Origin of the sequence: Caballeronia sp. TF1N1 (genome assembly GCF_022878925.1) — a bacterium.
In the GTDB taxonomy this organism is placed as follows: domain Bacteria; phylum Pseudomonadota; class Gammaproteobacteria; order Burkholderiales; family Burkholderiaceae; genus Caballeronia.
This window is the reverse complement of record NZ_CP084628.1, coordinates 633,043-653,657: the sequence shown is the minus strand read 5'-3', so window position 1 is coordinate 653,657 and position 20,615 is coordinate 633,043. Positions and strand designations below refer to the sequence as shown.

At 61.6% G+C, this 20,615-nt stretch carries 15 protein-coding genes and 1 pseudogene; 10 read left to right on the top strand and 6 right to left on the bottom strand.

What is annotated here, in order from left to right; translation table 11 throughout:
• Positions 1 to 7 precede the first annotated feature (7 nt).
• Positions 8 to 1,024 (bottom strand): alpha/beta fold hydrolase, encoded by a 1,017-nt coding sequence (locus LDZ28_RS23700; protein WP_244829825.1) that lies wholly within the window; start codon positions 1,022 to 1,024, stop codon positions 8 to 10.
• Between the two features lie 295 nt (positions 1,025 to 1,319).
• On the opposite strand from LDZ28_RS23700, the gene LDZ28_RS23695 reads away from it, so the two are divergent.
• Positions 1,320 to 1,709: a hypothetical protein gene (locus LDZ28_RS23695; RefSeq protein WP_244829824.1), complete on the top strand. Its 390-nt coding sequence runs from the start codon at positions 1,320 to 1,322 to the stop codon at positions 1,707 to 1,709.
• 25 nt (positions 1,710 to 1,734) lie between these two features.
• On the opposite strand, the gene LDZ28_RS23690 is transcribed toward LDZ28_RS23695, so the two are convergent.
• Positions 1,735 to 2,049 (bottom strand): hypothetical protein, encoded by a 315-nt coding sequence (locus LDZ28_RS23690; protein WP_244829823.1) that lies wholly within the window; start codon positions 2,047 to 2,049, stop codon positions 1,735 to 1,737.
• A 350-nt stretch (positions 2,050 to 2,399) separates the two neighbouring features.
• Here LDZ28_RS23690 and LDZ28_RS23685 point away from each other — a divergent pair, with 350 nt between their 5' ends.
• From LDZ28_RS23685 to LDZ28_RS23675, 3 genes are all read left to right on the top strand, one after another.
• Entirely contained in the window at positions 2,400 to 2,687 is a 288-nt protein-coding gene (locus LDZ28_RS23685; protein WP_244829822.1) for a hypothetical protein, read from the top strand.
• A 20-nt stretch (positions 2,688 to 2,707) separates the two neighbouring features.
• Complete coding sequence (locus LDZ28_RS23680) at positions 2,708 to 4,504, top strand: ATP-dependent DNA helicase RecQ (protein WP_244829821.1); 1,797 nt, start codon at positions 2,708 to 2,710, stop codon at positions 4,502 to 4,504.
• Positions 4,505 to 5,019: 515 nt separating this feature from the next.
• Positions 5,020 to 6,174 carry a porin gene (locus tag LDZ28_RS23675; protein ID WP_244829820.1) on the top strand — a complete coding sequence of 385 codons (1,155 nt, stop codon included), beginning with the start codon at positions 5,020 to 5,022 and terminating at the stop codon, positions 6,172 to 6,174.
• A 94-nt stretch (positions 6,175 to 6,268) separates the two neighbouring features.
• Here LDZ28_RS23675 and LDZ28_RS23670 read toward each other — a convergent pair whose 3' ends face one another.
• Positions 6,269 to 8,659 carry an ATP-binding protein gene (locus tag LDZ28_RS23670; RefSeq protein ID WP_244829819.1) on the bottom strand — a complete coding sequence of 797 codons (2,391 nt, stop codon included), beginning with the start codon at positions 8,657 to 8,659 and terminating at the stop codon, positions 6,269 to 6,271.
• A 398-nt stretch (positions 8,660 to 9,057) separates the two neighbouring features.
• On the opposite strand from LDZ28_RS23670, the gene LDZ28_RS23665 reads away from it, so the two are divergent.
• Positions 9,058 to 9,804 carry a DUF4105 domain-containing protein gene (locus tag LDZ28_RS23665; protein WP_244829818.1) on the top strand — a complete coding sequence of 249 codons (747 nt, stop codon included), beginning with the start codon at positions 9,058 to 9,060 and terminating at the stop codon, positions 9,802 to 9,804.
• 9 nt (positions 9,805 to 9,813) lie between these two features.
• Here LDZ28_RS23665 and LDZ28_RS23660 read toward each other — a convergent pair whose 3' ends face one another.
• The gene (locus tag LDZ28_RS23660; protein WP_244829817.1) at positions 9,814 to 11,172 is read right to left on the bottom strand and encodes an MFS transporter; all 1,359 of its coding nucleotides are present in this window, start codon (positions 11,170 to 11,172) and stop codon (positions 9,814 to 9,816) included.
• A gap of 279 nt (positions 11,173 to 11,451) precedes the next feature.
• Here LDZ28_RS23660 and LDZ28_RS23655 point away from each other — a divergent pair, with 279 nt between their 5' ends.
• Positions 11,452 to 13,245: a ShlB/FhaC/HecB family hemolysin secretion/activation protein gene (locus tag LDZ28_RS23655; protein ID WP_244829816.1), complete on the top strand. Its 1,794-nt coding sequence runs from the start codon at positions 11,452 to 11,454 to the stop codon at positions 13,243 to 13,245.
• 69 nt (positions 13,246 to 13,314) lie between these two features.
• On the opposite strand, the gene LDZ28_RS23650 is transcribed toward LDZ28_RS23655, so the two are convergent.
• On the bottom strand, positions 13,315 to 14,460 hold the full coding sequence (locus LDZ28_RS23650; protein ID WP_244829815.1) for a porin: 1,146 nt from the start codon (positions 14,458 to 14,460) through the stop codon (positions 13,315 to 13,317).
• Between the two features lie 68 nt (positions 14,461 to 14,528).
• Positions 14,529 to 14,738, bottom strand: a complete 210-nt coding sequence (locus LDZ28_RS23645) for a hypothetical protein (protein WP_244829814.1) — start codon at positions 14,736 to 14,738, stop codon at positions 14,529 to 14,531.
• A gap of 23 nt (positions 14,739 to 14,761) precedes the next feature.
• Between LDZ28_RS23645 and aldA the strand changes: the two genes are divergently transcribed.
• From aldA to LDZ28_RS23625, 4 genes and pseudogenes are all read left to right on the top strand, one after another.
• On the top strand, positions 14,762 to 16,186 hold the full coding sequence (aldA, locus tag LDZ28_RS23640) for an aldehyde dehydrogenase (RefSeq protein WP_244829813.1): 1,425 nt from the start codon (positions 14,762 to 14,764) through the stop codon (positions 16,184 to 16,186).
• 108 nt (positions 16,187 to 16,294) lie between these two features.
• Positions 16,295 to 17,603: pseudogene (locus tag LDZ28_RS23635) on the top strand (nitrate/nitrite transporter).
• Positions 17,600 to 18,817 carry a mandelate racemase/muconate lactonizing enzyme family protein gene (locus tag LDZ28_RS23630; protein ID WP_244829812.1) on the top strand — a complete coding sequence of 406 codons (1,218 nt, stop codon included), beginning with the start codon at positions 17,600 to 17,602 and terminating at the stop codon, positions 18,815 to 18,817. Before LDZ28_RS23635 ends, LDZ28_RS23630 begins: the two are co-directional and overlap by 4 nt.
• A 21-nt stretch (positions 18,818 to 18,838) precedes the next feature.
• Complete coding sequence (locus tag LDZ28_RS23625) at positions 18,839 to 20,497, top strand: GMC family oxidoreductase (protein WP_244829811.1); 1,659 nt, start codon at positions 18,839 to 18,841, stop codon at positions 20,495 to 20,497.
• Positions 20,498 to 20,615 lie beyond the last annotated feature (118 nt).

The following is a 20,615-nucleotide window of genomic DNA, read 5'->3' as shown; positions in this document are numbered from 1 at the left end:
CATATGCTCAGGCCGCGAGGCTGTGCTTGCGCAGCCATTCGAGCACAATCGCAGCGATGGCGTCGCTGTTGTCGTCGGCCATGAGCGCGTGAGAGTTGCCGGTAATGCCGCGCGCGGGCAGATCGATCCATTCGACATCCGTGCCCGCCGCGGCCAGCGCGTCATGCCAGTGCCGGACGTTCGGCACCGAATCGACCCAAAACGAATGCTGATCGAGATAGTCGCCCCAAAGGAAGAGATGCGGCACATCGCGCAGAAGAGCGGCGTCGTGATCGTCAGGGGACGGCGCGCCGGATGGCTCCAGCGAGATCACCGCCTTCACGCGTTCCGGCGCATTGAGCGCGGCCGTCAGCCCGAAGTTGCCGCCCTGACTATGCGTGAGGATGATGCTGGTGTCGAGGCTCGCGATGAGCGCGTCATAAGCATGTTGCGTGCGGGCATTGTTGGTCGCCCAGCGCGGCACGAACTGATGCATGAAGGTTTCCATCCGCCCGACAGGAAAGCGCACGCCTTCGTGCGAGCGTCTTGCCGCTTCATCCGGATGCCACGAGCCCGCCGGGCCGAAGCGGAAGGTTTCTTCCCACGCCTCGCGCGCCGTGCGAAAGTAGGGCGCTTCGGCATATACCTCGGGATACGGCGCCCACGACGCGCGTCCGCGTTCGACCGCATCGGAGACATACACATCCAGACCCGAGCGCAGGAAGAACATCTGCCAGCCGGGACGGCCGTCGGGCGTGGTCTCCCAGTTGACGCCGCTCATGCCGCCGCCATGCCAGAGCAAGAGCGGCCATCGTCCGGTGGGACGCTCGAGCCTGATGTATTGCACGTACATCTGTCCCGCGATGATCTCGCCATTCTGATCGACAGGATGCACCGCGCCCTGGTTCGTGCTGACGCGGTCGCGATGCGGCATGCCGCTTAGCGTGAGCATCTCGCCGCCGACGAAGAAGCTGCCGATGTCGCGTACCGAGATGCAGGTTTGCAACTGGCGCTGTGTGTCGGCTGCGTGGGGATGATCGGTCATGGATGGCGCCTTTTTCGGTGGGCACGCGGGATGGATCGTTCCTCATTCTAGATGCTTCCACGACGCGCACCGGCGCAATTACAAACCGCTTCACGCGGTCCCCCGGCGCGTGGTGCACACTACGCGCAGACGAATGGCTTTCACTCGGGAACAACGGCTTATTGTGGGGCTCTAAGGGGTCGACAAACACGCGACAGTGCCTCAGGCGCCGATCGCGTCCACGACACACGCGTGCCTCGCGGCGGCTCTTTCTTCGATTGGAGTAGAGCCAAAGCGGCGCGCCAGCTTGCGGACCATGAATACCCAACTCAGCAACGAATGCAGGACCCGGCTTTTCCGGATCACACTTGAAACGCCGGCAGAAGGCGTGGCCTTCGTCATGGCGGACAGCCGCGAAGCGGCATGGCGAATCGGCAAGACGGTGATGGCGGTCTTGCGCGGCATCGGCATCTACGATGTCGCGCTAAAACACGTTCACTCGTTTGCCGAACTCGTCGCAATGGGCAAAGGCGATGACGAAGACCTGCGAATCTTCGAAGTGGCTTACGACGATGAAAACGGCCCGGTCTGGGCCGGCTCGCCGTACTTCCTGACTAACGATTCATCGCTGCTCGGCAAGTGGGCCGAGCTTTGCGCGGATCTCGCGGCGGATGTGGCGCGTATGGCCATCCGGCGAGCAAAGTAGTCGGTGGGCCTAGAACGGACCAAACTCAGGCGGCTGCGCGCCGGTTCTGAGCGTCCTCATGCGACTCGGGGTACGCGGAGTCGAGCGCGTTATCCAAAAGAGCAAGCTTGCGTTGCAGCGAGGCGACGCGATGGCACTGCGACGGGACGAGATCGTAGTCGGCATCGAGCTGGGCGATGCGTTTGTCCCAATATCCGGTCGGAAAGCGTCCCGGCGCCACGTCGGGCGGCCCGGCATAGCTTGCGAGAATCAATTCCAGATGTCTGAGTTCGCTTTCTGCGAGTTGCGCGGTTCGGCGCTGTCGAAACTCGGGGATGGCGGCATCGATGCCTTTCTTCATAGTCCTTTTCCTGCTCAATTCGTAAAGTAAAGATCTGAGCAATTGACGTTCCGAAGGTTCGCTTTACCTTCTTCGAAATTGTTTCCAATTGAAAACCAGCTTGCGGTGAGGCTTATCTGGTCTCGTTTCCGCACCTTTTGGCATCGAGCGGGTTTTCCCTCATTCTTTCTCCGAACGACCGTTCGAGGCGTGGAACGCATGCAAAGCACGGGAGAATCAACGGGAAATTTCTTCATTGCCTTGGCGCTTTCTTCAAGCAAGCGGTGCTGGGTCTGCTGATTGCTTTGATGCTGTTCGAAGGCAGCGCGGCAACTCCTGCGTACGCGCTAGCCTCCATCGAGGTATCGACAATGAAAAAGACAGCGTCTTCCATCCTGTGCTGCGCCGTTGCGTTGACCGGACTCATCGGCTCCATCGCGGCGCATGCTGAAGAGAGCACCGTGCCGGGCAACACGCAATCGGGCACTGGCGCATCCGGCAAGTCGGCTGGCACCGCAGGCGGCGCGGGCGCCGCAGGCAAGGCAGGCACCGATCCCACGACGCTCGCGCGTACCGAAGAGGAACGCGTGAAACAGAAGAACGCCAAGAGCAGTGGCTCTGGCAAGGCCGATTCGAAAAGAAAAGACTGGAAAGACTAAGCCCTCGCCATCTTCGACTCATGAACGATAGCCGCACACGCAAGAGCCGTTCGTCGCGACCGCTCGACGCCGAACTGGAAAAGGCACTACTCAAGGTATTCGGATTTCCGCACCTGCGGCCGGGTCAGGAAGAGGTCATTCGAAGCGTGCTCGACGGCGCCGATACGCTCGCCGTCATGCCGACAGGCGCCGGCAAATCGCTTTGCTATCAACTGCCGGCGCTGCAATTCGAAGGCATGACAATCGTGGTATCGCCGCTCATTTCGTTGATGCGCGATCAGGCTGCCAAGCTCGCGGAAGCGGGCGTGGCGACGAGGGTTCTGAATAGCACGCTCAAGGCAAGCGAAGCGCGCGAAGCCATGCAGGCCATCGCCGATCATGCGGTTCGCATACTGTTCGTCACGCCCGAGCGTCTCGTCGATGCCGAGTTCAACGCAACACTTCTTGCCGATGGCATGCCCGAAGTTCCGCTCGTGGTGATCGACGAAGCGCATTGCATCTCGCAGTGGGGACACGACTTCCGTCCCGCGTACGTCGAACTCATTCATGCGGTCAAGACGCTGGGCCGACCGCCCGTGCTCGCGCTGACGGCAACCGCGACGCCCGCGGTCGTCACGGACATCGTGCGCGAATTGCAAATGCGCCATGCAAACGTGATTCATACGGGCGTGTATCGCGAGAACCTGCATTTCTCCGTCGAGCAGTTGACGAATCCCGAGGAAAAACGCGCGCGTGCAATCGAACGCGTGAGCGCAATGCAAGGCAGCGGCATTGTGTATTGCTCGACGGTGGCCGAGTGCGAGGCGCTGCATGCCGCGCTCGTCGATGCCGGCGTGGAGGCCGAGCGTTATCACGGCAAGCTCGCGGCGAGTGTACGTTCGGAAGCGCAGGACGCTTTCATGGAAGATCGCGTGCGCGTGATGGTGGCGACCAATGCATTCGGCATGGGGATCGACAAGCCGGACATTCGCTTCGTGCTGCATGCGCAGATGCCCGGCAGCCTCGATGCGTACTATCAGGAAGCAGGCCGCGCGGGCCGTGATGGCGAACCTGCGGATTGCATTCTGCTCTTCGAGATGAAGGACAAGCAGGTTCAGCAGTTCTTTCTCGGTGGCCGCTATCCGAGTGCGGAGACTATTCGACTCGTGGCCGAAACCGTATGCAAGCTCGCCAAGGAAGACGCTGGTCACACGCTGCAGAAGCCGCTTGAACGCTTGCAGGAAGCGATGCCGAATATCGGTGCGAACAAATTGCGCGTGGCGGCAACATTGTTGAACGAACTCGGCATGACGCGGCGCACGCAGCGCGGCGGCATGAAACTCATCGACGATGGCGCGGCCTTCGCGCATCTCGATCAAGCAGCGGGCGCGTACACCGCGAGAGCGGAGCGTGACCGCGCGGTGCTTGAACGAATGATCACGTACGTGCAGAGCGCGCAATGCCGCTGGCGCATCGTGCTCGACTATTTCGCTGCCGATATCGACGATGCAAAGTCGCATGAGCTTCTGCGTCAGGCGGAGATGAATTATCGATCGCCGGAGGACGAGCTTGGCGGCAAGACATGCGGCGCTTGCGATAATTGCCTGCATCCGCCGGAGATCAGCATAAGCGCGCGTGAAGAACGTGAGCACGCACGCGTCGATGAAGCGTCGAAGCCGCTGGGCAAACTAAAGACTTTCGAAGCGGGCGATCGTGTTCGCGTGCGTCGCTATGGCGTGGGCACCGTGGAAATGATGAGCGGTGAAAGCGTTGCCGTCCGCTTCGCCGATGACTCGACGCGCACGTTCGTCGCGCAATTCGTCAAGCGCGCTTCTTAAGTTTTCTTTAGCGTTTTCTTAGCATTTCCCAAGCGCGCGGCTTAAGGGCCTTAAGTCATGAAAGCGCGTTAAGCGACGCTTGACAATCAAGCGCAATCAAAGCGTAAAAGGGCGGCTTCCTCTCGCGAAGTCGCCCCTGTCCCTGGACTGCAATTCGGAGTTCTTTAGGACATGACGAAGCGTAACAACCCGATCGCCAACAACAAACCGCATGTCTCGCAAATGGCTCTTGCGTGGATCGGCGGAATGCCGTCGTTCATGCACAACACGAAACCTCGTCTGTATTACTCGCCAAGAGACCTAAGCGTCTGAGCTTAAAGGGATATGAAGCGTCCACTTAGCTTAGTGCGGTTTTAGCAAAATATTGTTTCCTGGCGACCGCAGCGGAATAAGCGAAGTGCTCACATATAGTGTCCCTCAAGTTTCTTGAGGAGCGAGCTTCTGCTTGCGCGGTAGCCTGATCTTGAAGAAGCCTGGTCTTGAACATGAACACTTAGCAGGGCACTTAGAGAACCATGAAAAAAACTCTTCTCATCGCAGGCGTTCTTGGCACATTCGCCGCCACGGCTCAGGCGCAAAGCAGCGTCACCTTGTACGGCACGCTCGACGCGGGCCTCGTCTACACCAACAACTCCGCGGGACACAGTAACTGGCAGCAAGGCAGTGGTTCGGTATCGGACACGTATTTCGGTTTGCGCGGGTCTGAAGATCTGGGTGGCGGAATGCGCGCGCTTTTCAAGTTGGAAAGCGGCTTCAACCTCAACAACGGCAGCTATAGCGAAAGCAACTCCATGTTCAGTCGTCAGGCGTATGTCGGCTTGCAACATGACCAGTACGGCACGATCACGCTCGGTCGCCAATACGACTCCATGGTCGATTATCTCGCGCCCTTGTCGGAGCCGGGCGGCGGCTATGGCAATAACCTGACGGCGCATCCGTTCGATAACGACAACCTCGACAACTCGTTCTCGATCAAGAATGCAGTGAAGTATCAAAGCGCCAACTATGGCGGCTTCAAGTTCGGCGGCTTGTATGGCTTTAGCAATGACGCCGGCCAGTTCTCGAACAACCGCGCATGGAGCGCGGGTGCTTCGTACAGCACGGGTCCGTTGAACTTTGCGGCGTCTTACCTGCAAATCAATAACTCGCGCACGGGCAATACGGGCGGCGCGGTAGCGGCGGGTCAAGGCAGCAACAACAATCTGACCGCGGATCAGCAACGCACCTTCGGCGCAGGCTTGAATTACGCTTATGGCCCGGCGACCGTCGGCTTCGTGTGGACGAATACGCATTACGACAACCTGATCGCGGCGTCGCAAGGCGGCTCCACGTTCGCGTTGCCGGGCGGCACGAACCTGCATATGAACAACTTCGAACTGAACGGCCGCTATGCGTTGACGCCAGCTCTCGATCTCGACGCGTCCTACGCGTACACCGACGGCAAGATCGACGGCGCAAACGGCTCGGGCGATCCGAAGTGGCATACGGTGTCGCTCAAGGCGGATTACTCGCTCTCGCGTCGCACGGATGTGTACGTCGAAGGCGTGTATCAGCATGCTTCGGGCGAGCTTGGCAATGCAGGCGCCAATGTCGCGATGATCAACACGCTGTCGCCTTCGACGACACAGAATCAGGTGGCGGCGGCGGTCGGCTTGCGTCACCGCTTCTAAGCGTGCGTGCTTCGTTGTTGCCCTAGCATCACGCGATAAAAAAGGGGCTGCGATCTCATGATCGCAGCCCCTTTTTGCTCAAATAACGAAGCGCTTATTTCTTCTCTTCCGAGCGCTTGACGAGCTGTTCGAAATCCTGCGCCGCGCCGCCCGTTCCCGCTGCCAGCCGCGCCAGCGCCGAAGCCGCCGTATCGCGCCGCACGCCGCTTTCCGGCCGATACTGCTTAGGCAACGCAATGAAGAACGTCGCGCCGTGATCCGGCTGGCCTTCGCCCCAGACCTTGCCCCCATGACGCTCGATGATCCGCCGCACGTTCGCAAGCCCGATTCCCGTGCCATCGAATTTTTCATCGACGTGCAGCCGCTGGAACACGCCGAAGAGCTTGTCCACGTAGCGCATGTCGAAGCCCACGCCGTTGTCGCGCACGAAGTACACCGTGTAGCCCGCGAGTTCGCCCGTGCCTTCCCGCGAGCCGATTTCGATGACCGGTTGCTCGCGCGCGCCGCTGAACTTGACCGCATTGGCGATGATGTTGTTCAACGCCACATGCAAAAAGACGTGATCCGCTTCGGTGGGCGGCAGCGCATCCACCTTCCAGTGCACACGCGCTGACGTTTCCTCGTCGATGTCGGTCTGGATGACCGTATGCACGAGCGCATGCATATCGACCTTATGCGGCCGCAACGCCGCGCGGCCGAGTTGCGCGAAGGAAAGCAGGTCGTCGACGAGACGCCCGCCGAAGCGTGCCGATGTCACGATACGCTCCAGATAGCCGCGCCCACGCTCCGACAGTTTCTGGCCGTCCATCTGCTTGAGCAGATCCGCAAAGCCCACGATATGCCGCAACGGCGCTCGCAGATCGTGCGACACCGTGTACGAAAAGCCTTCCAGTTCGTGATTTGCGCGGCCGAGTTCGGTCGCCAGTTGCGCGATCTCTTCCGCACGCCGCAGCACGATGCCGAGCACGGCCGCGCGGAACTCCAGCGCAATCTCGCGCTCGGCGGTGCGCCACGGCAAGGAGCGATTGCGCACCTCGTCGGTCCACGTTTCGAAGCTCACGCGCGGCGAGAGCGAAGAAGAAAGCCCCGTTAGCTTCGCGCGCGGATCGCCTGCCCATTCGATGGTCTGCACCACCTCGCGGCGAAACCAGATCACGTAATTGCGATAGATCTTCGAGATCGATACCGCGAGAAAACCCGCGACATTCGGCGAATCTGGCAGCACGGGACAATCCGCCGATGCGCGATCCGACAGCACCACGTCCTCGCTTTGCTGATCGAGCCAGTCGACAAGCGCTGTCACGTCGTGCTCGCTCGGCGTCACGCCGATGAGCGACGTGCGCCCCTCGAAGATCACCGCCGCGCCCGATGCCCGCGTCAAGCCGAGCAGGTCGTTCGAGTCGTTGACCAGGGCTTCGACGAAGCTGTCGGTATTGGCCATCGACGAAAGCAGCTTCGAAAGCATGCGGCGCAGTTCGAGCCGGTAATGCGCTTCGTTTTGTGTTTCACGCGCCTCGATCTGCAGCGAGACGATCTGCGCGACATGCTCGCAAGCCGTGCGTACTTCGAAGGGCGGCAGGCGCGGCGTCGCGTGATGACAGGAGATCAATCCCCAGAGCGTGTCGTCGACGACGATGGACATCGACATCGAGGCAAGCGTGCCCATGTTGCGCATATATTGCAGATGCACGGGCGAAACGCTGCGCAAGGACGCGTAGGTGAGATCGGTCGGCCGGCCAGTCTGCGGATGCAGCGCGGGCACGAGCGGCGCGGCTTCGTAATCGGCGTTCGAAATCAGGCGGATGCGATTGCGCTTGTAGAGTTCGCGCGCCTGGGCGGGAATATCGGACGCGGGGAAATACTGGTTCAGGTATGACTGATAGCCCGGCTCGATGGCTTCGGCGAGCACGTGGCCGTTGCCGGCATCGTCGAATTGATAGACGAGCGTGCGCCCGAAACCGGTAATGCGCGCAATCTCCGTCGCCGCGAACTGGCAAAGCTGCTCGACCGTGCGCATGGACTGCACTTCGGTGACGAAGGAGCGCACGAGCGGATACATGCTCGAAAACACTTCGGCGGTATGTTGCGCGGGTTCCAGTTCAACGAAAAGCAAGCCTTCATGCCGATGCACGACGAGCGCGAACGGGCCGCTTTGGCTCCAATGATCGATGACGACATTGCCCGTGTGGATCGTCGCGCCATCGCGCGTAAGCCTTCCCAATTCGGCGACGGCGCGGCGGCTGGCTTCATCGCCGATGACGAACGACAGCGGCTCGCCGAGGCAACGCTCGGGCGCGATCGACGTGAGTTGCGCGACATTGCCACTCACTTGCAAGATCGCGCCTTGTGCGTCGATGCTCAAAAGAAGACCGTGCGGCTGGATGCCGCCGGGAACGTGAATGGGCTCGCGCGCGCATTCGGCATACGCCGATGCATCGGGCGCATTGAACTCACTGCTGTGTGCGGTGGAGGAGTTGTCCGTCATTGTCTCGAGAAGGCGTTTCGGCGGCGCAAAGGCGCGCCGGTTTGTCCAATGGCCGCAAGCTTCCAGGCAGCAGACGCATTAAGACGACGATCGGGTCGCGGGCTTCGTGCGGCCCTGACACGATGGTCGAAGACGATTTACGGTTCGCACGCCGGTCTTTGAGCCGGATTTTTTTCTGCATGTCGATGCGGCACGGCCGGTCATTTCTACTCCGGGCGGCGCATCCTGGCTGATGAAGCAATTGTAAGCGGGCATCGCAATCCTTGTTTTCAGACCGGCGCGTTCATGCGGATATTCGGGCATACCGGCGCTTTCGCATGAATCGTTCCGCGCTTCGAGTCGCACGAAGTCTCGCGGTACAGTGGCAGTTGTTCACGAGCCTTTCATGGAGTCCGACCGTGAAATCCGGCACGGAAAAGAGCGCGCCTTGGGTGGAGGAATATGCACGGACCGCGTCCGCCATGTGGTGCGGCGACCAAGTGCGTATTCGCAATGTCCGCAACTTTGTCTACCGAACGCGGGACGAAGCCACGCCCGCCTATTTCGACGCCATCTATGACATCTCGCGACTACAGACGGTCGATCTCGTGGTGTCGCGCTGGACGCATGAATCCATTGCACATGTGTTCGTCAGCTTCGGTTTCGACGATGGCCGTTATCTCTCCATCTCAATCGAAACGCGCCGTCGGCAAGGGCAGCATTATTCGACGTGGCGCGGCTTCTTCAAGCATTACGATCTGATCTATGTCGTGGCCGACGAGCGCGATCTGATCGGCGTGCGTACCGATATACGGCGCGAACGCGTGTCGCTGTATCGCGCGCAGGTCACGGCCGCCACCGTGCGCGCGCTGTTCAAAGACTACATGCGACGCGTGAACGACCTGAACGAACGCCCCGAGTTCTATCACACGCTCTTCAACAACTGCACGAGCAATATCCTGCATCACGCGCGAACGGTCGCGCCGCATCTTCGTTATAGCTGGAAGGTGCTGCTAAGCGGCCACGCCGACGACTACACCTATCGCATGGGCCTGCTCGACAACACCTCGACGTTCGATGAACTCAAGCGGCGCAGTCTCATCGTGCGGCCGGAAGGCGCGCTGATCGACGAAGACTTTTCGGCGGCGATCCGGCGCGCTCATTGAGTGCTTGGGTCAGCCAGCCGTTCTCGCGGCGACGCTGCCGGAACCGGCATGAAGGGCCCGACGTGCGCAGAGCGCGAGCAACACGCACGACAGCCCGTTGAAGAGAAAGAGTCCGCGCGGACCAAAGACGGTCATCAATAGCGAAGCCAGCGCCGGACCGGTCATGCCGCCGAGTGAGAACAGCACGAGCAAGGTCGCCGAGATTGCGACGCGCAAATGCGCCTCCGTTCTGTCATGCACGTGCGAAACGATGAGCCCGTATTGCGTGAACGTCACCGCGACATACGCCAGCGTGCCGCACCACACCACCGCGCGAAAATCGAAGCACAGCAGCACGAAGCTCAAGGTCGCCGAAATCGATGCCGTGTAGAACACGAGACGCCGTCTGTCCACTTTGTCGGAGAGACGGCCCATCGGCCATTGCGGCAGGAGTGCGCCGATTAGCGCCACGCCCATGAAGGTCGCGAGTTCGCTCGTCGAAAAGCCGGAGCGTTGAAGATAGACCGGCGTCATCGAATAGAACGCGCTGTAGAGAAAGCCCGCGAGAATGCAGCCCGGAACCGCGAGCGGCGTCGCGGCCATCATCTCGCGCAGGCTCTCGCGCCAGGTTCGGGCGGGCACGCGGTCGAGGTTTTCATCGGCGACCTTGACGGGCCAGCCTTCCAGCAAGGTCACGGGCAGCACGGCGGCGGCGAACAGCGCGGCGGCGATGGAGAATTGCTGCGCACCCGTGCCCGCGCCGACATTCAGCAAGAACTGCCCGGTGCCGACCGCGAGATAGTTGATGGCTGCATACGAGCCGAAGACCTGGCCGCGCCGCTCGTTCTCCACCGTGCCGTTGAGCCAGCTCTCGATGGACGTATAAAGCCCCATGAACGCGACGCCCGTCAGAATACGCACGAGCGCGAGGAGCCACGGCGACTCGCTCGCGCCGAACGCCAGCGCGAGAATCGACGCGGCCGCTGAAAAAGCCACGAATGTCCGATGCTGCCCGATCCGGTCGATGAGCCGCCGGTTCACCACCGCGCCGAGAATGAAGCCCAGGTAATAGCACGACTGAATGAGGCCGATCACGAGCGTCGGATACCCCGCCTGCAGGATGCGCAGCGGTATCAGCGTCTGGAAGAGTCCGTTTCCCGCGACGAGCAGCGCATAGCCGCACAACAGGCCCGCGAGCGCGCGATAACTGCTGCCCGCGCCGCCGGGCGGTGGCGGCGGAAGCGGGTCGCCGCCCGAAGGCGGTGTCTGACGGCCGAAGAGCTTGGCTTCGGTGAGCGGTCCGGTCCGTGCGATGGATGAGGACTCCGGCGTTGTCTCGCTCTGTGTCTGATCGGAAAACTGCGGCGTTTCGTCTGCTATTTTTGTCATGACACTCGTTTGCGTTCGGAACGGCCCTTGGTCGAGGTGCGTTCGCACCCGATGCTACCTGAAACCGGAACGGCGCCTGAGCACGTGTGCGACCAATTCGTGATCGACACCGACATCGTGGCGCTTTCGAGCTTCGCCTCGCGCGCTCACGGTCAGGCCATTAGCGAGTACGATGTCAGGCCGCCGCGTGACAATGCGGACATTGAGACGAGGAGCGCCTTTGCGACAGACGTTCGATATTCGCCGTGGTTGGCCCGCGCATCGGCGCGCCGGTAGCGCATGACGCGGGCATCGAAGGGGAGCGTGCGGTTCACGCGGCTCGCGTGCTGCATTGCCGCCGCTCATGCCGCTGTTTATGCCGCCGCTTATACCGATGCAGCGCACGCGCAATCATATAAAGACGTCGCGCCGATTGTCCCGCCCGCCGCCGAGCGTCCGCGTGCACCGCAGCCGCCCGCCGAATCCGGCGATGCGTCGCAGGCCGTAGCGATCGCGGATTTACGCGGCATCGCTTTCGTGCGCTCGGACGGCGCGGCCGGTTCCGCCAGCACGCAAGGCACGCAGAGCGCTGCGATCACGGCCAGTGGCGCGCCGCTGCTCGATTCCAACTTCCTCGATACCTTCGCGGCCGATCTCGCCCATCCTCTCACCTTCGCGCGTCTGGCCGAAATTCGCCGCGCCGTCGTGCAGCGTTATCGCGAGGCGGGCCTGCCGCTCGTCGATGTCTACGTGCCCGAGCAGGACGTGAGCGACGGCGTGGTGCGCATTGCGATTGCCGAGTTTCGCGCGGGGCGCGTGCTCCCTCAAGGCAATCGCTATTTCTCCGATGCACTCCTCGCCCGCGAGATGCCTCTGCCCACCGGCGAGCCGATCCGCGAAGCCGATGTCGCCGCGGGCCTCGCGCTCCTGAATTCGAACCCGTATCGCCGTGTCGACGTGATCTATGCGCCGGGCGCCGCCGCGAATACCACCGATGTCGTCCTGCAGACCGAGGACCGGCTGCCGTTGCGCGTCTATGGCGGCTACAACAACGACGGCGTGCCGGACCTGGGCCGCGACCGCCTGCTTGCGGGTTTCGACTATGGCAATCTGTTCGGCACGGATGCGCGCATCGGCTATCAGGCGACGGCGAGCAACGACCTCATTTCGGGTAATCCGGATATCGAAGGGCGGCCTAACCGGGCGCGCTTCATCGCGCATTCGTTCAACCTGATTGCGCCGCTGCCGTGGCTCGACCGTATCGAACTGTTCGGGGTGTATGCGCAAAGTACGCCACGCTTGCCGGACAGTTACGGACAGACGGGGACGAGCGCGCAGCTCAGTTTTCGCTACGACTGGCGCCTTCCGCCGCTCGAAAAGGCGGGTGCGTGGCAGCAGCAACTGCAACTCGGCTACGACTTCAAGCGCTCGAACAACGACCTCGAATTCGGCGGATTTCAGGTGTTCAATGCCAATACGCACGTCCATCAGTTCGTGCTTGCCTACGATTTGACGAAGAGCGACGCATCCGGCGACACGCATCTGAATGCATCGCTCTACGCGAGCCCCGGCTATCTCGACGGCAGCAACAACAGCGACGCCTTCGATACCGCGCGTCTCGGCGCGAAACCGCGCTATCAGTATCTGCAACTGTCCGCGCAACGCGATACGCCGCTGGGTGCGACGGGCTTTTCGGTATCTGCGCGCGGGCTCGTGCAGTGGACCAACAACACGCTTTTGCCGAGCGAGGAACTCGGGATTGGCGGCGACTCGACCGTGCGCGGCTACGACCCGTACGCGGCGCAAGGCGATCGCGGCTGGAACGTGCAGACGGAGTTGCGCTCGCCGGCCATCACGTTCGGCTTCGCGGCGATGCAGCCGTTTGTGTTTTTCGATGCAGGGCACGTGTGGAACCGCATCCCCGAAGCGGGCGAGGTCAACAATGCATCGCTTGCGAGCATCGGCGGCGGTGTGCGTTTTCAGATGAGCCGCTTCGTCACGTTCAGGGGAACGCTCGGGTTCCCGCTCAGGGCAGTCGTGCCGAATGGCTCGAAGGCGCCGTTGGGGGAGATTTCGGTGGTGATCGGGAGTTGAGTTTCACGCCCAAGAAAAAGGCCGAACGAGCGTCCGGCCTTCCGCACCACGAACTCAATGTCAGCTAGATCAGAACGCGTGCCGCAAAGCCACTCGCGCGACGAACTGATTCGAATTCGACGACACTTGCTGCGCGCCCGGAATATACGCGTTGTCCAGCACCGAATCCGTCGAAGGCCCGTGGATTTTCTGATATGCGCCTTGCACATAGACGTCCGTGCGCTTGGACAGGAAGTAATCCGCCATCAAGCCGAACGAGTGAATCTTCGGCTTGACCGTGCCTGAAGCCGCGTCGTACGTCTCGATGGAATACACATACTGCGCGCCGATGAAGAACGCCGGCGTGAACTGGTACTTGCCGTTCACTTCGAAGTTCTGATACTTGACGGCGTTGAGCGTGTTGCCTGCTGCCACGAGCGTGCCGCCTATATAGCCATTGGTCGACGGATCGCGATAACTCGAATTCGTATAGGCGAAGCCTGCCGTTGCGGGGCCGAACGAGTAGTTCACGCCCGCGCCGTAGACCTGCATGCGTCGCGCGACGAAGCTCGCATCGTTGGCCGCGATGGCGCCGATGCCACCCGCGCCGACGCCGTCCGCGCGCATATATGCCGCGCCGGCCAGCAAGCCGCCATTCGCATACGAAGCGCCGACGCTATACAAGCGGTTGTCCGTGAAACCCGTGCTGTTGCTGAAGCCATACAAGCCGCCGAACTTGAAGCCGCCGAAAGACGGACTCGCATACTTCACCGCGTTGTTCACGCGAAACGAGTTGTCCGTGTTGTCGTTGTCGAACGGATGCGCGAACAGATAGCCCGCGAAGTTGCCGTTGGCGGTGGTCGGCGCAAGGTAATCGACGACGGAATCGTACTGACGCCCAAGCGTCACCGAACCGAAGCGTTCGTTCTGCACGCCCACGAAAGCCTGACGGCCGAACATGCGGCCACCCTGACCCGCCGCGCCGTTGCTCAGGTTCAAACCGCTTTCCAGTTGATACACGGCCTGAGTCGCGCCGCCGAGATCTTCGACCCCGCGCAAGCCCCAGCGGCTGCCCGACGCATAACCGCTCGTCAATTCATAGGCGTGATTTCCGCCGACGTTGCTCGTGTAGTCGAGGCCTTCGTCGAGCACGCCGTATAGCGTGACGCTGCTCGCTGCAAAGACGGAGGAAGACAGGCAGCAGACCGCTGCGAACAGAATGGCTTTAATTCTCATGAAAGTCTCAAGTTTTCTTGTTTTATCCGATGACGTCGGCATCGCTCACGCGAAAACGCCAAGGATGGCTAACGATGAGCGACGGATTGTGCGTGATCGACGCGCGCTTGCAAAGGGATTTCGCCGAACATCGAACGTGAGTTTTTTGAATGTTCTGCCAGCAAATTCTTCGCTTGTCGCTGCAGCGCGAAGCGCGGAAAAATGGGCCGAAAGTCGTAAGAGGCAGCCGCGACATCAGCGGCGCTGGTTTTTCCGCTGCGGCCGCCGTCGCCCGTCATCGAACCAGGAATCATCGAGAAACATGAAGTCAGAACGCAATTTCGTGAACGGATGTTTCATCGCGCCCGCAAGCGATCAACGCACCGCCGTCGTCAATCCGGCTACCGAAGAAGTGCTCGGCCACGTGCACAACGCAACGCGCGAAGAGGCGCTGCAAGCCGTTGAATTCGCCGCCGCCGCGCAAAAGCGCTGGCGCGTGATGCCCGCCGCCGAGCGCGCGGTGCACATGCAGCGTCTCGCGGACGCCATCGTCGAAGCCTCCGCCGATATCGGCGCGGCGCTCGCCTCCGAGTCGGGCAAGAGCCTGACGGACGCCACCAACGAAGCCATCTACGCCGCGCAGATCACGCGCTATCACAGCGAATGGGCGCGGCGCATCGAAGGCGAAGTCATTCCGAGCGATACGCCCGACGAAAACCTCGTGCTGCATCGCGAGCCGATAGGCGTCGTCGCCTGCCTGATTCCCTTCAATTTCCCCATCTACACGCTGCTGCGCAAGGTTGCGCCGGCGTTGATCGCGGGCAATACGGTGGTCGTGCGCCCGAGCAACAACACGCCGCTGTCCGCGTTCGAATTGGCGCGCGCCGTCGAACGCGCTGCATTGCCGCCGGGCGTCGTCAATATCCTGGCGATGGATCACGCCACCGCCGAAGCCGTCTGCACGCATCCGGCCGTCGGCATGATCACGCTGACGGGCAGCGTTTCCGCGGGCCGCAAGGTGCTCGAATACTGCAAGGCGAATATTGCGAAGCCTTCGCTGGAACTGGGCGGCAAGACGCCCGCGATCATCGAGCCGGATGCCGACTTGCAGAAGGCCGCCCGCGAACTCGTCGCCTCGAAGCTCACGCATGGCGGTCAGCTTTGCACGGCCATCGAGCGCGTTTATGCGCACGCGAGCATCCACGATGAATTCGTTCGCCTGCTCAAGGAGCAGATGCTGGCCAAGCAGATCGGCGACCGTTTCGAAGACGCGAGCTTCATGGGGCCGCTCGTCAACGAGGCATCGCGCAAAGGCATTCACGCCATGGTGATGCGCGCGGTCGAGGCAGGCGCTGTGCTCGAAACCGGCGGCGAAGTGCCGAAGCGCAAGGGCTTTTTCTATCCGCCGACGCTTTTGTCCAACTGCCGTCAGGACATGGAGATCGTGCAGGAAGAAACCTTCGGGCCGGTGCTCGCCGTCGTGCGCTACGGCACGCTCGATGAAGCCATCGCGATGGCGAACGATCATCAATTCGGTCTTTCGTCCGTGCTTTACACCGAAAACTATCGCACGGCGATGAAGGTCGCCAACTCCATCGAAGCGGGCGAGCTTTATATCAACCGCACGCCGGCCGATCCGTATCAAGGCTTCCACGCGGGCTGGAAACGCTCCGGCATCGGCGGTGACGACGGCAAGCACGGCATGCTGGAATTCACGCAGACGCGTCTCGTCGTCATGAAGTACTGACCCAGGCCGTGTCTTCTCGCGAGGACGCCGCCGTTTTCCTTTTCCAACTCACACAAAAATATACGAAGGCTGCGGGCTTTGCGCCCGCGGTTCATCGAGGAGCCTCCCGTGTCATCGAATCCTGCTCAAACCAGCCAGGGCGCGGCTGCGCTGCCGCTCAAAAGCGCGCGCGCCGACCGCTATCTGCAACTCGCGCTGCTCGTGGTCGCCGCCGGCGCGATCTATCCGATTCTGTATCTGCGGCAGGTCTATCAGCCGACGATGCTCGAAGTATTCCGCATCACCGAAGAGCAACTCGGCTATCTCTACTCCGCGCTCGGCACGATCTTCCTGATCTGCTATTTGCCAAGCGGCTGGCTTGCGGACCGCGTCGCGCCGCGCGTGCTCATCTGTTTTTCGCTGATCGCGACCGGCGCGCTCGGGCTGTGGTATTCGACGGCGCCTTCGTTCGCCTCGCTGATCGTGATCTTCGGCTGCTGGGGTTTAACGACCGGCCTCACGTTCTGGGCCGCCATCATCAAGCGCGTGCAGATGATCGCCGCCGCCGACGAGCAAGGCCGCTTCTTCGGCTTTCTCGATGGCGGTCGCGGCTTGATCGAAGCGCTGCTCGCAACCATCGCGATTTCGGTCTTCGCCTACGTGACGCACACGCGCGGCGACTCCACCGCGGCGGGTTTCAAGCTCGTGGTCTATATGTACGCGTTTCTGTGCATCCTGCTTGGCGTGGTGCTCGGGCTGGTTCGCGATCCCGACGCGGGCGCCACCGCCGTGGCGAAGCGCAAGAGCAACGTGCTGCGCGACCTCGCCGTGCTGCTGAAGAATCCGCAGTTGTGGCTGCTCGCGGCCATCGTGTTCTGCGGCTATCAGGTGTTCTGGGCGACGTACAGCTTCTCGGCGTATCTGCATGAGAAGGAGATCGGCCTTTCCGTGGTCGCGGCGGGTTTCATCACCACGCTCAAGCTGTGGATGCGTCCTATCGGCGGCATCGGCGGCGGCTTTCGGCGACCGCTTCTCGAAGTCTTCCGTGCTCGTGTTCGCCCTCTTCGCAGCCGCGCTCTCGCTCGTCGTGCTGATCGTCGCGCCGGGCATTTCGAGTCACGTGCTGATCGCCGTGGTCGTGCTGTTCATCGGCGTGATGACCTATGCCATCCGCGGTCTCTACTGGTCCCTGCTCGACGACTGCAAGGTGCCGGCCGAGACGAGCGGCCTCGCTATCGGCCTCATCTCGGTGATTGGCTACTCGCCGGACGCATTCCTGCCGCTCGTCAACGGGCATCTGACGCAGAACTATCCCGGCGTGCTCGGCTATCAAATGTACTTCGGCTATGTCGCCGTGATGGCCGCGCTCGGCGGTGTCGCCGCGCTTGTCTTCAAGCATCGGCTCAAACGCATGGAACGCAAGGAATCGCAGCAATGAAAATCGCCGCACTGGAAACTCATATCGTCGCCGTGCCGCCGCCGCATGTCGGTGGCATGTACTGGATCTTCGTGAAGCTGCGCACGGATTGCGGCATCGAGGGCGTCGGCGAGATTTACTCGGCCACGTTTCATCCGAAGGCGATGACGCCGATCATCGAAGATGTATTCGAACGCTATCTGCTCGGCCACGATCCGCATCATGTCGAGCGCTTCTATCGCGAAGCCTTTTCGAGCGGCTTCACGCAACGCCCCGACCTCACCATGATGGGCGTCGTAAGCGGCCTCGAAATGGCGTGCTGGGACATCATCGGCAAGGCGGCGGGCAAACCGGTGTACGAACTGCTCGGCGGCCGCGTGCACGAGCGTCTGCGTTCCTACACGTATCTTTATCCGAAGAACAGTCGTGGCGAATACGACTACGACGACCCGGACCTCGCGGCGGAATGTGCCGCGCACAACGTCGAACTCGGTTTCACGGCGGTGAAGTTCGATCCGGCAGGCCCGTACACGGCGTATTCCGGCCACCAGATTTCGCTCGAAGTCATGGACCGCTGCGAAACCTTCTGCCGCAAGGTGCGTGAAGCGGTTGGCAGCAAGGCGGATCTGCTGTTCGGCACGCACGGACAGATGGTGCCATCGTCGGCGATCCGCCTCGCGCAACGCCTCGAAAAGTTCGATCCGCTGTGGTTCGAGGAGCCCGTTCCGCCGGGACAGGAAGACGCGATGGCGCAAGTCGCCGCGAAGACGAGCATTCCGATTGCGGCGGGCGAGCGTCTGACCACGAAGTACGAGTTCTTCAAGCTGCTCGAAGCGCGCGCCGCATCGATTTTGCAATTCAACGTCGGACGCGTGGGCGGGCTACTCGAAGCGAAAAAAATCGCGAGTCTCGCCGAAGTGCATTACGCGCAGATCGCGCCGCATCTGTACAACGGGCCTGTCGGCGCGGCGGCCAGCGTGCAGATCGCGGCGTGCTCGCCGAACTTCCTGATTCAGGAAAGCATCGGCACGTGGGACGGTTTTCACGCCGAAGTGCTGAAGACGCCGATTCGCTGGGAAGACGGCTACATCATTCCGTCGAACGAGCCGGGTCTTGGCGTCGAACTGAACATGGACGTGGTGCGCGCGCATACGCCTTATACCGGCGACCGTCTGCATCTGCAGATGACGCCCCGGCCTTTCGACGTGAAAGACCTCGCGCCTGCCAAAGGCTGACACTCACCGGAATACTCAAGCATGGAATTCGATTACATCATCGTGGGCGCGGGTTCGGCGGGCTGCATTCTCGCCAACCGTCTGACGGAGTCGGGACAGTATTCGGTCCTGCTGCTCGAAGCGGGCGGCGAGGACGCGTCGTTCTGGTTCAAGGTCCCGGTCGGCTTCACCAAGACCTACTACAACCCCGAATACAACTGGATGTACTACAGCGAGCCGGAAGCGCAGCTGAACGACCGCAAGCTGTATTGCCCGCGCGGCAAGGTGCAGGGCGGCTCCGGCTCCATCAACGCGATGATCTACGTGCGCGGCCAGCCGCACGATTTCGACGACTGGGCGAAAGCGGGCAATCGCGGCTGGAGCTTCAAGGACGTGCTGCCGTATTTCCGTCGCGTGGAATCGCATCCGCTTGGCAACACGGAGTATCACGGCGCGAACGGCAAGATCCGCGTTTCGCCGATGAAGGACGACGCGCATCCGATCTGCCAGGACTTTCTGCAAGCCGCGGAAGAAGCGGGCTTTCCGCGCACCGACGACTTCAACGGCCCGAAGTACGAAGGCGCGGGCATCTACGATGTCAACACGCGCGACGGTCAGCGTTCGTCGAGCAGCTTCGAGTATCTGCATCCGGTGATGGAACGCGGCAATCTCAGGATCGAGCGCAACGTGACGGTGCGCCGCGTGTTGTTCGACGGCGCGCGCGCCATGGGCGTGCTCGCCTCGCGTAATGGCCAGGACTTGCAGTTCCGGGCGAAGCGCGAAGTGATTCTCTCGGCGGGTGCCGTCGATACACCGAAGCTCATGCAACTCTCCGGTATCGGCGAAGCGGAGTTGCTCGCGAAGCATGGCGTGACGCTCGTGCATGAGCTGCCGGCGGTCGGCAAGAATCTGCAGGACCATCTGTGCGTGAGCTTCTACTATCGCGCGACGGTAAAGACGCTGAACGACCAGTTGGGTTCGCTCATCGGCAAGGCGAAGGTGGCGCTGCAATATCTGATGACGCGCAAGGGACCGCTCGCCATGAGCGTGAACCAGGCGGGCGGCTTCTTCAAGGGCGCCGACGACGAGCTGGAGCCAAACCTGCAACTCTACTTCAACCCGCTGTCGTACCGCATTCCGAAGAGCAGCAAGGCGCAACTCGAACCGGAACCGTACTCGGGCTTTTTGCTGTGCTTCAATCCGTGTCGCCCGACGAGCCGCGGTTCGGTGGAAATTGCGTCGGCGAAGGTCGAGGATGCGGCGAAGATCCGCATCAACGCGCTGACGACGGCGAAGGATATCCGCGAAGTCATTCAGGGCAGCAAGCTCATTCGCCGCATCATGGGCACGAAGGCGCTGCGCCAGGTCACGGCCGAGGAAATCTCGCCGGGACCGGGCGTGAAGAGCGACGAAGACATGCTCGCGTATTTTCGCGACCAGTCCGGCTCGATCTATCACCTGTGCGGTTCCTGCGCGATGGGTCCGGACGCGCGCACCTCCGTGGTCGACGAGCGTCTGCGCGTGCATGGCATCGATGGTTTGCGCATCGTCGATGCATCGGTGTTCCCGAACATCACCTCCGGCAACCTCAACGCGCCGACGATGATGGTCGCCGAGAAGGGCGCGGACATGATTCTCGAAGATTCGCGTCGTGGGGTGGTCGAGGCGTTGAAGCCGCTCGAACTTCCCGTCGCCGCATGAACGAAGCGGGTCTAGATTGCGCGCCGCCGCCGGTCGGATAACCGGCATAATTTGACTCGATTCGTAAAATGCTGCCAAAGAGCGGCACGACTGGCGTGAAGCGCATGTTAAATGCGCG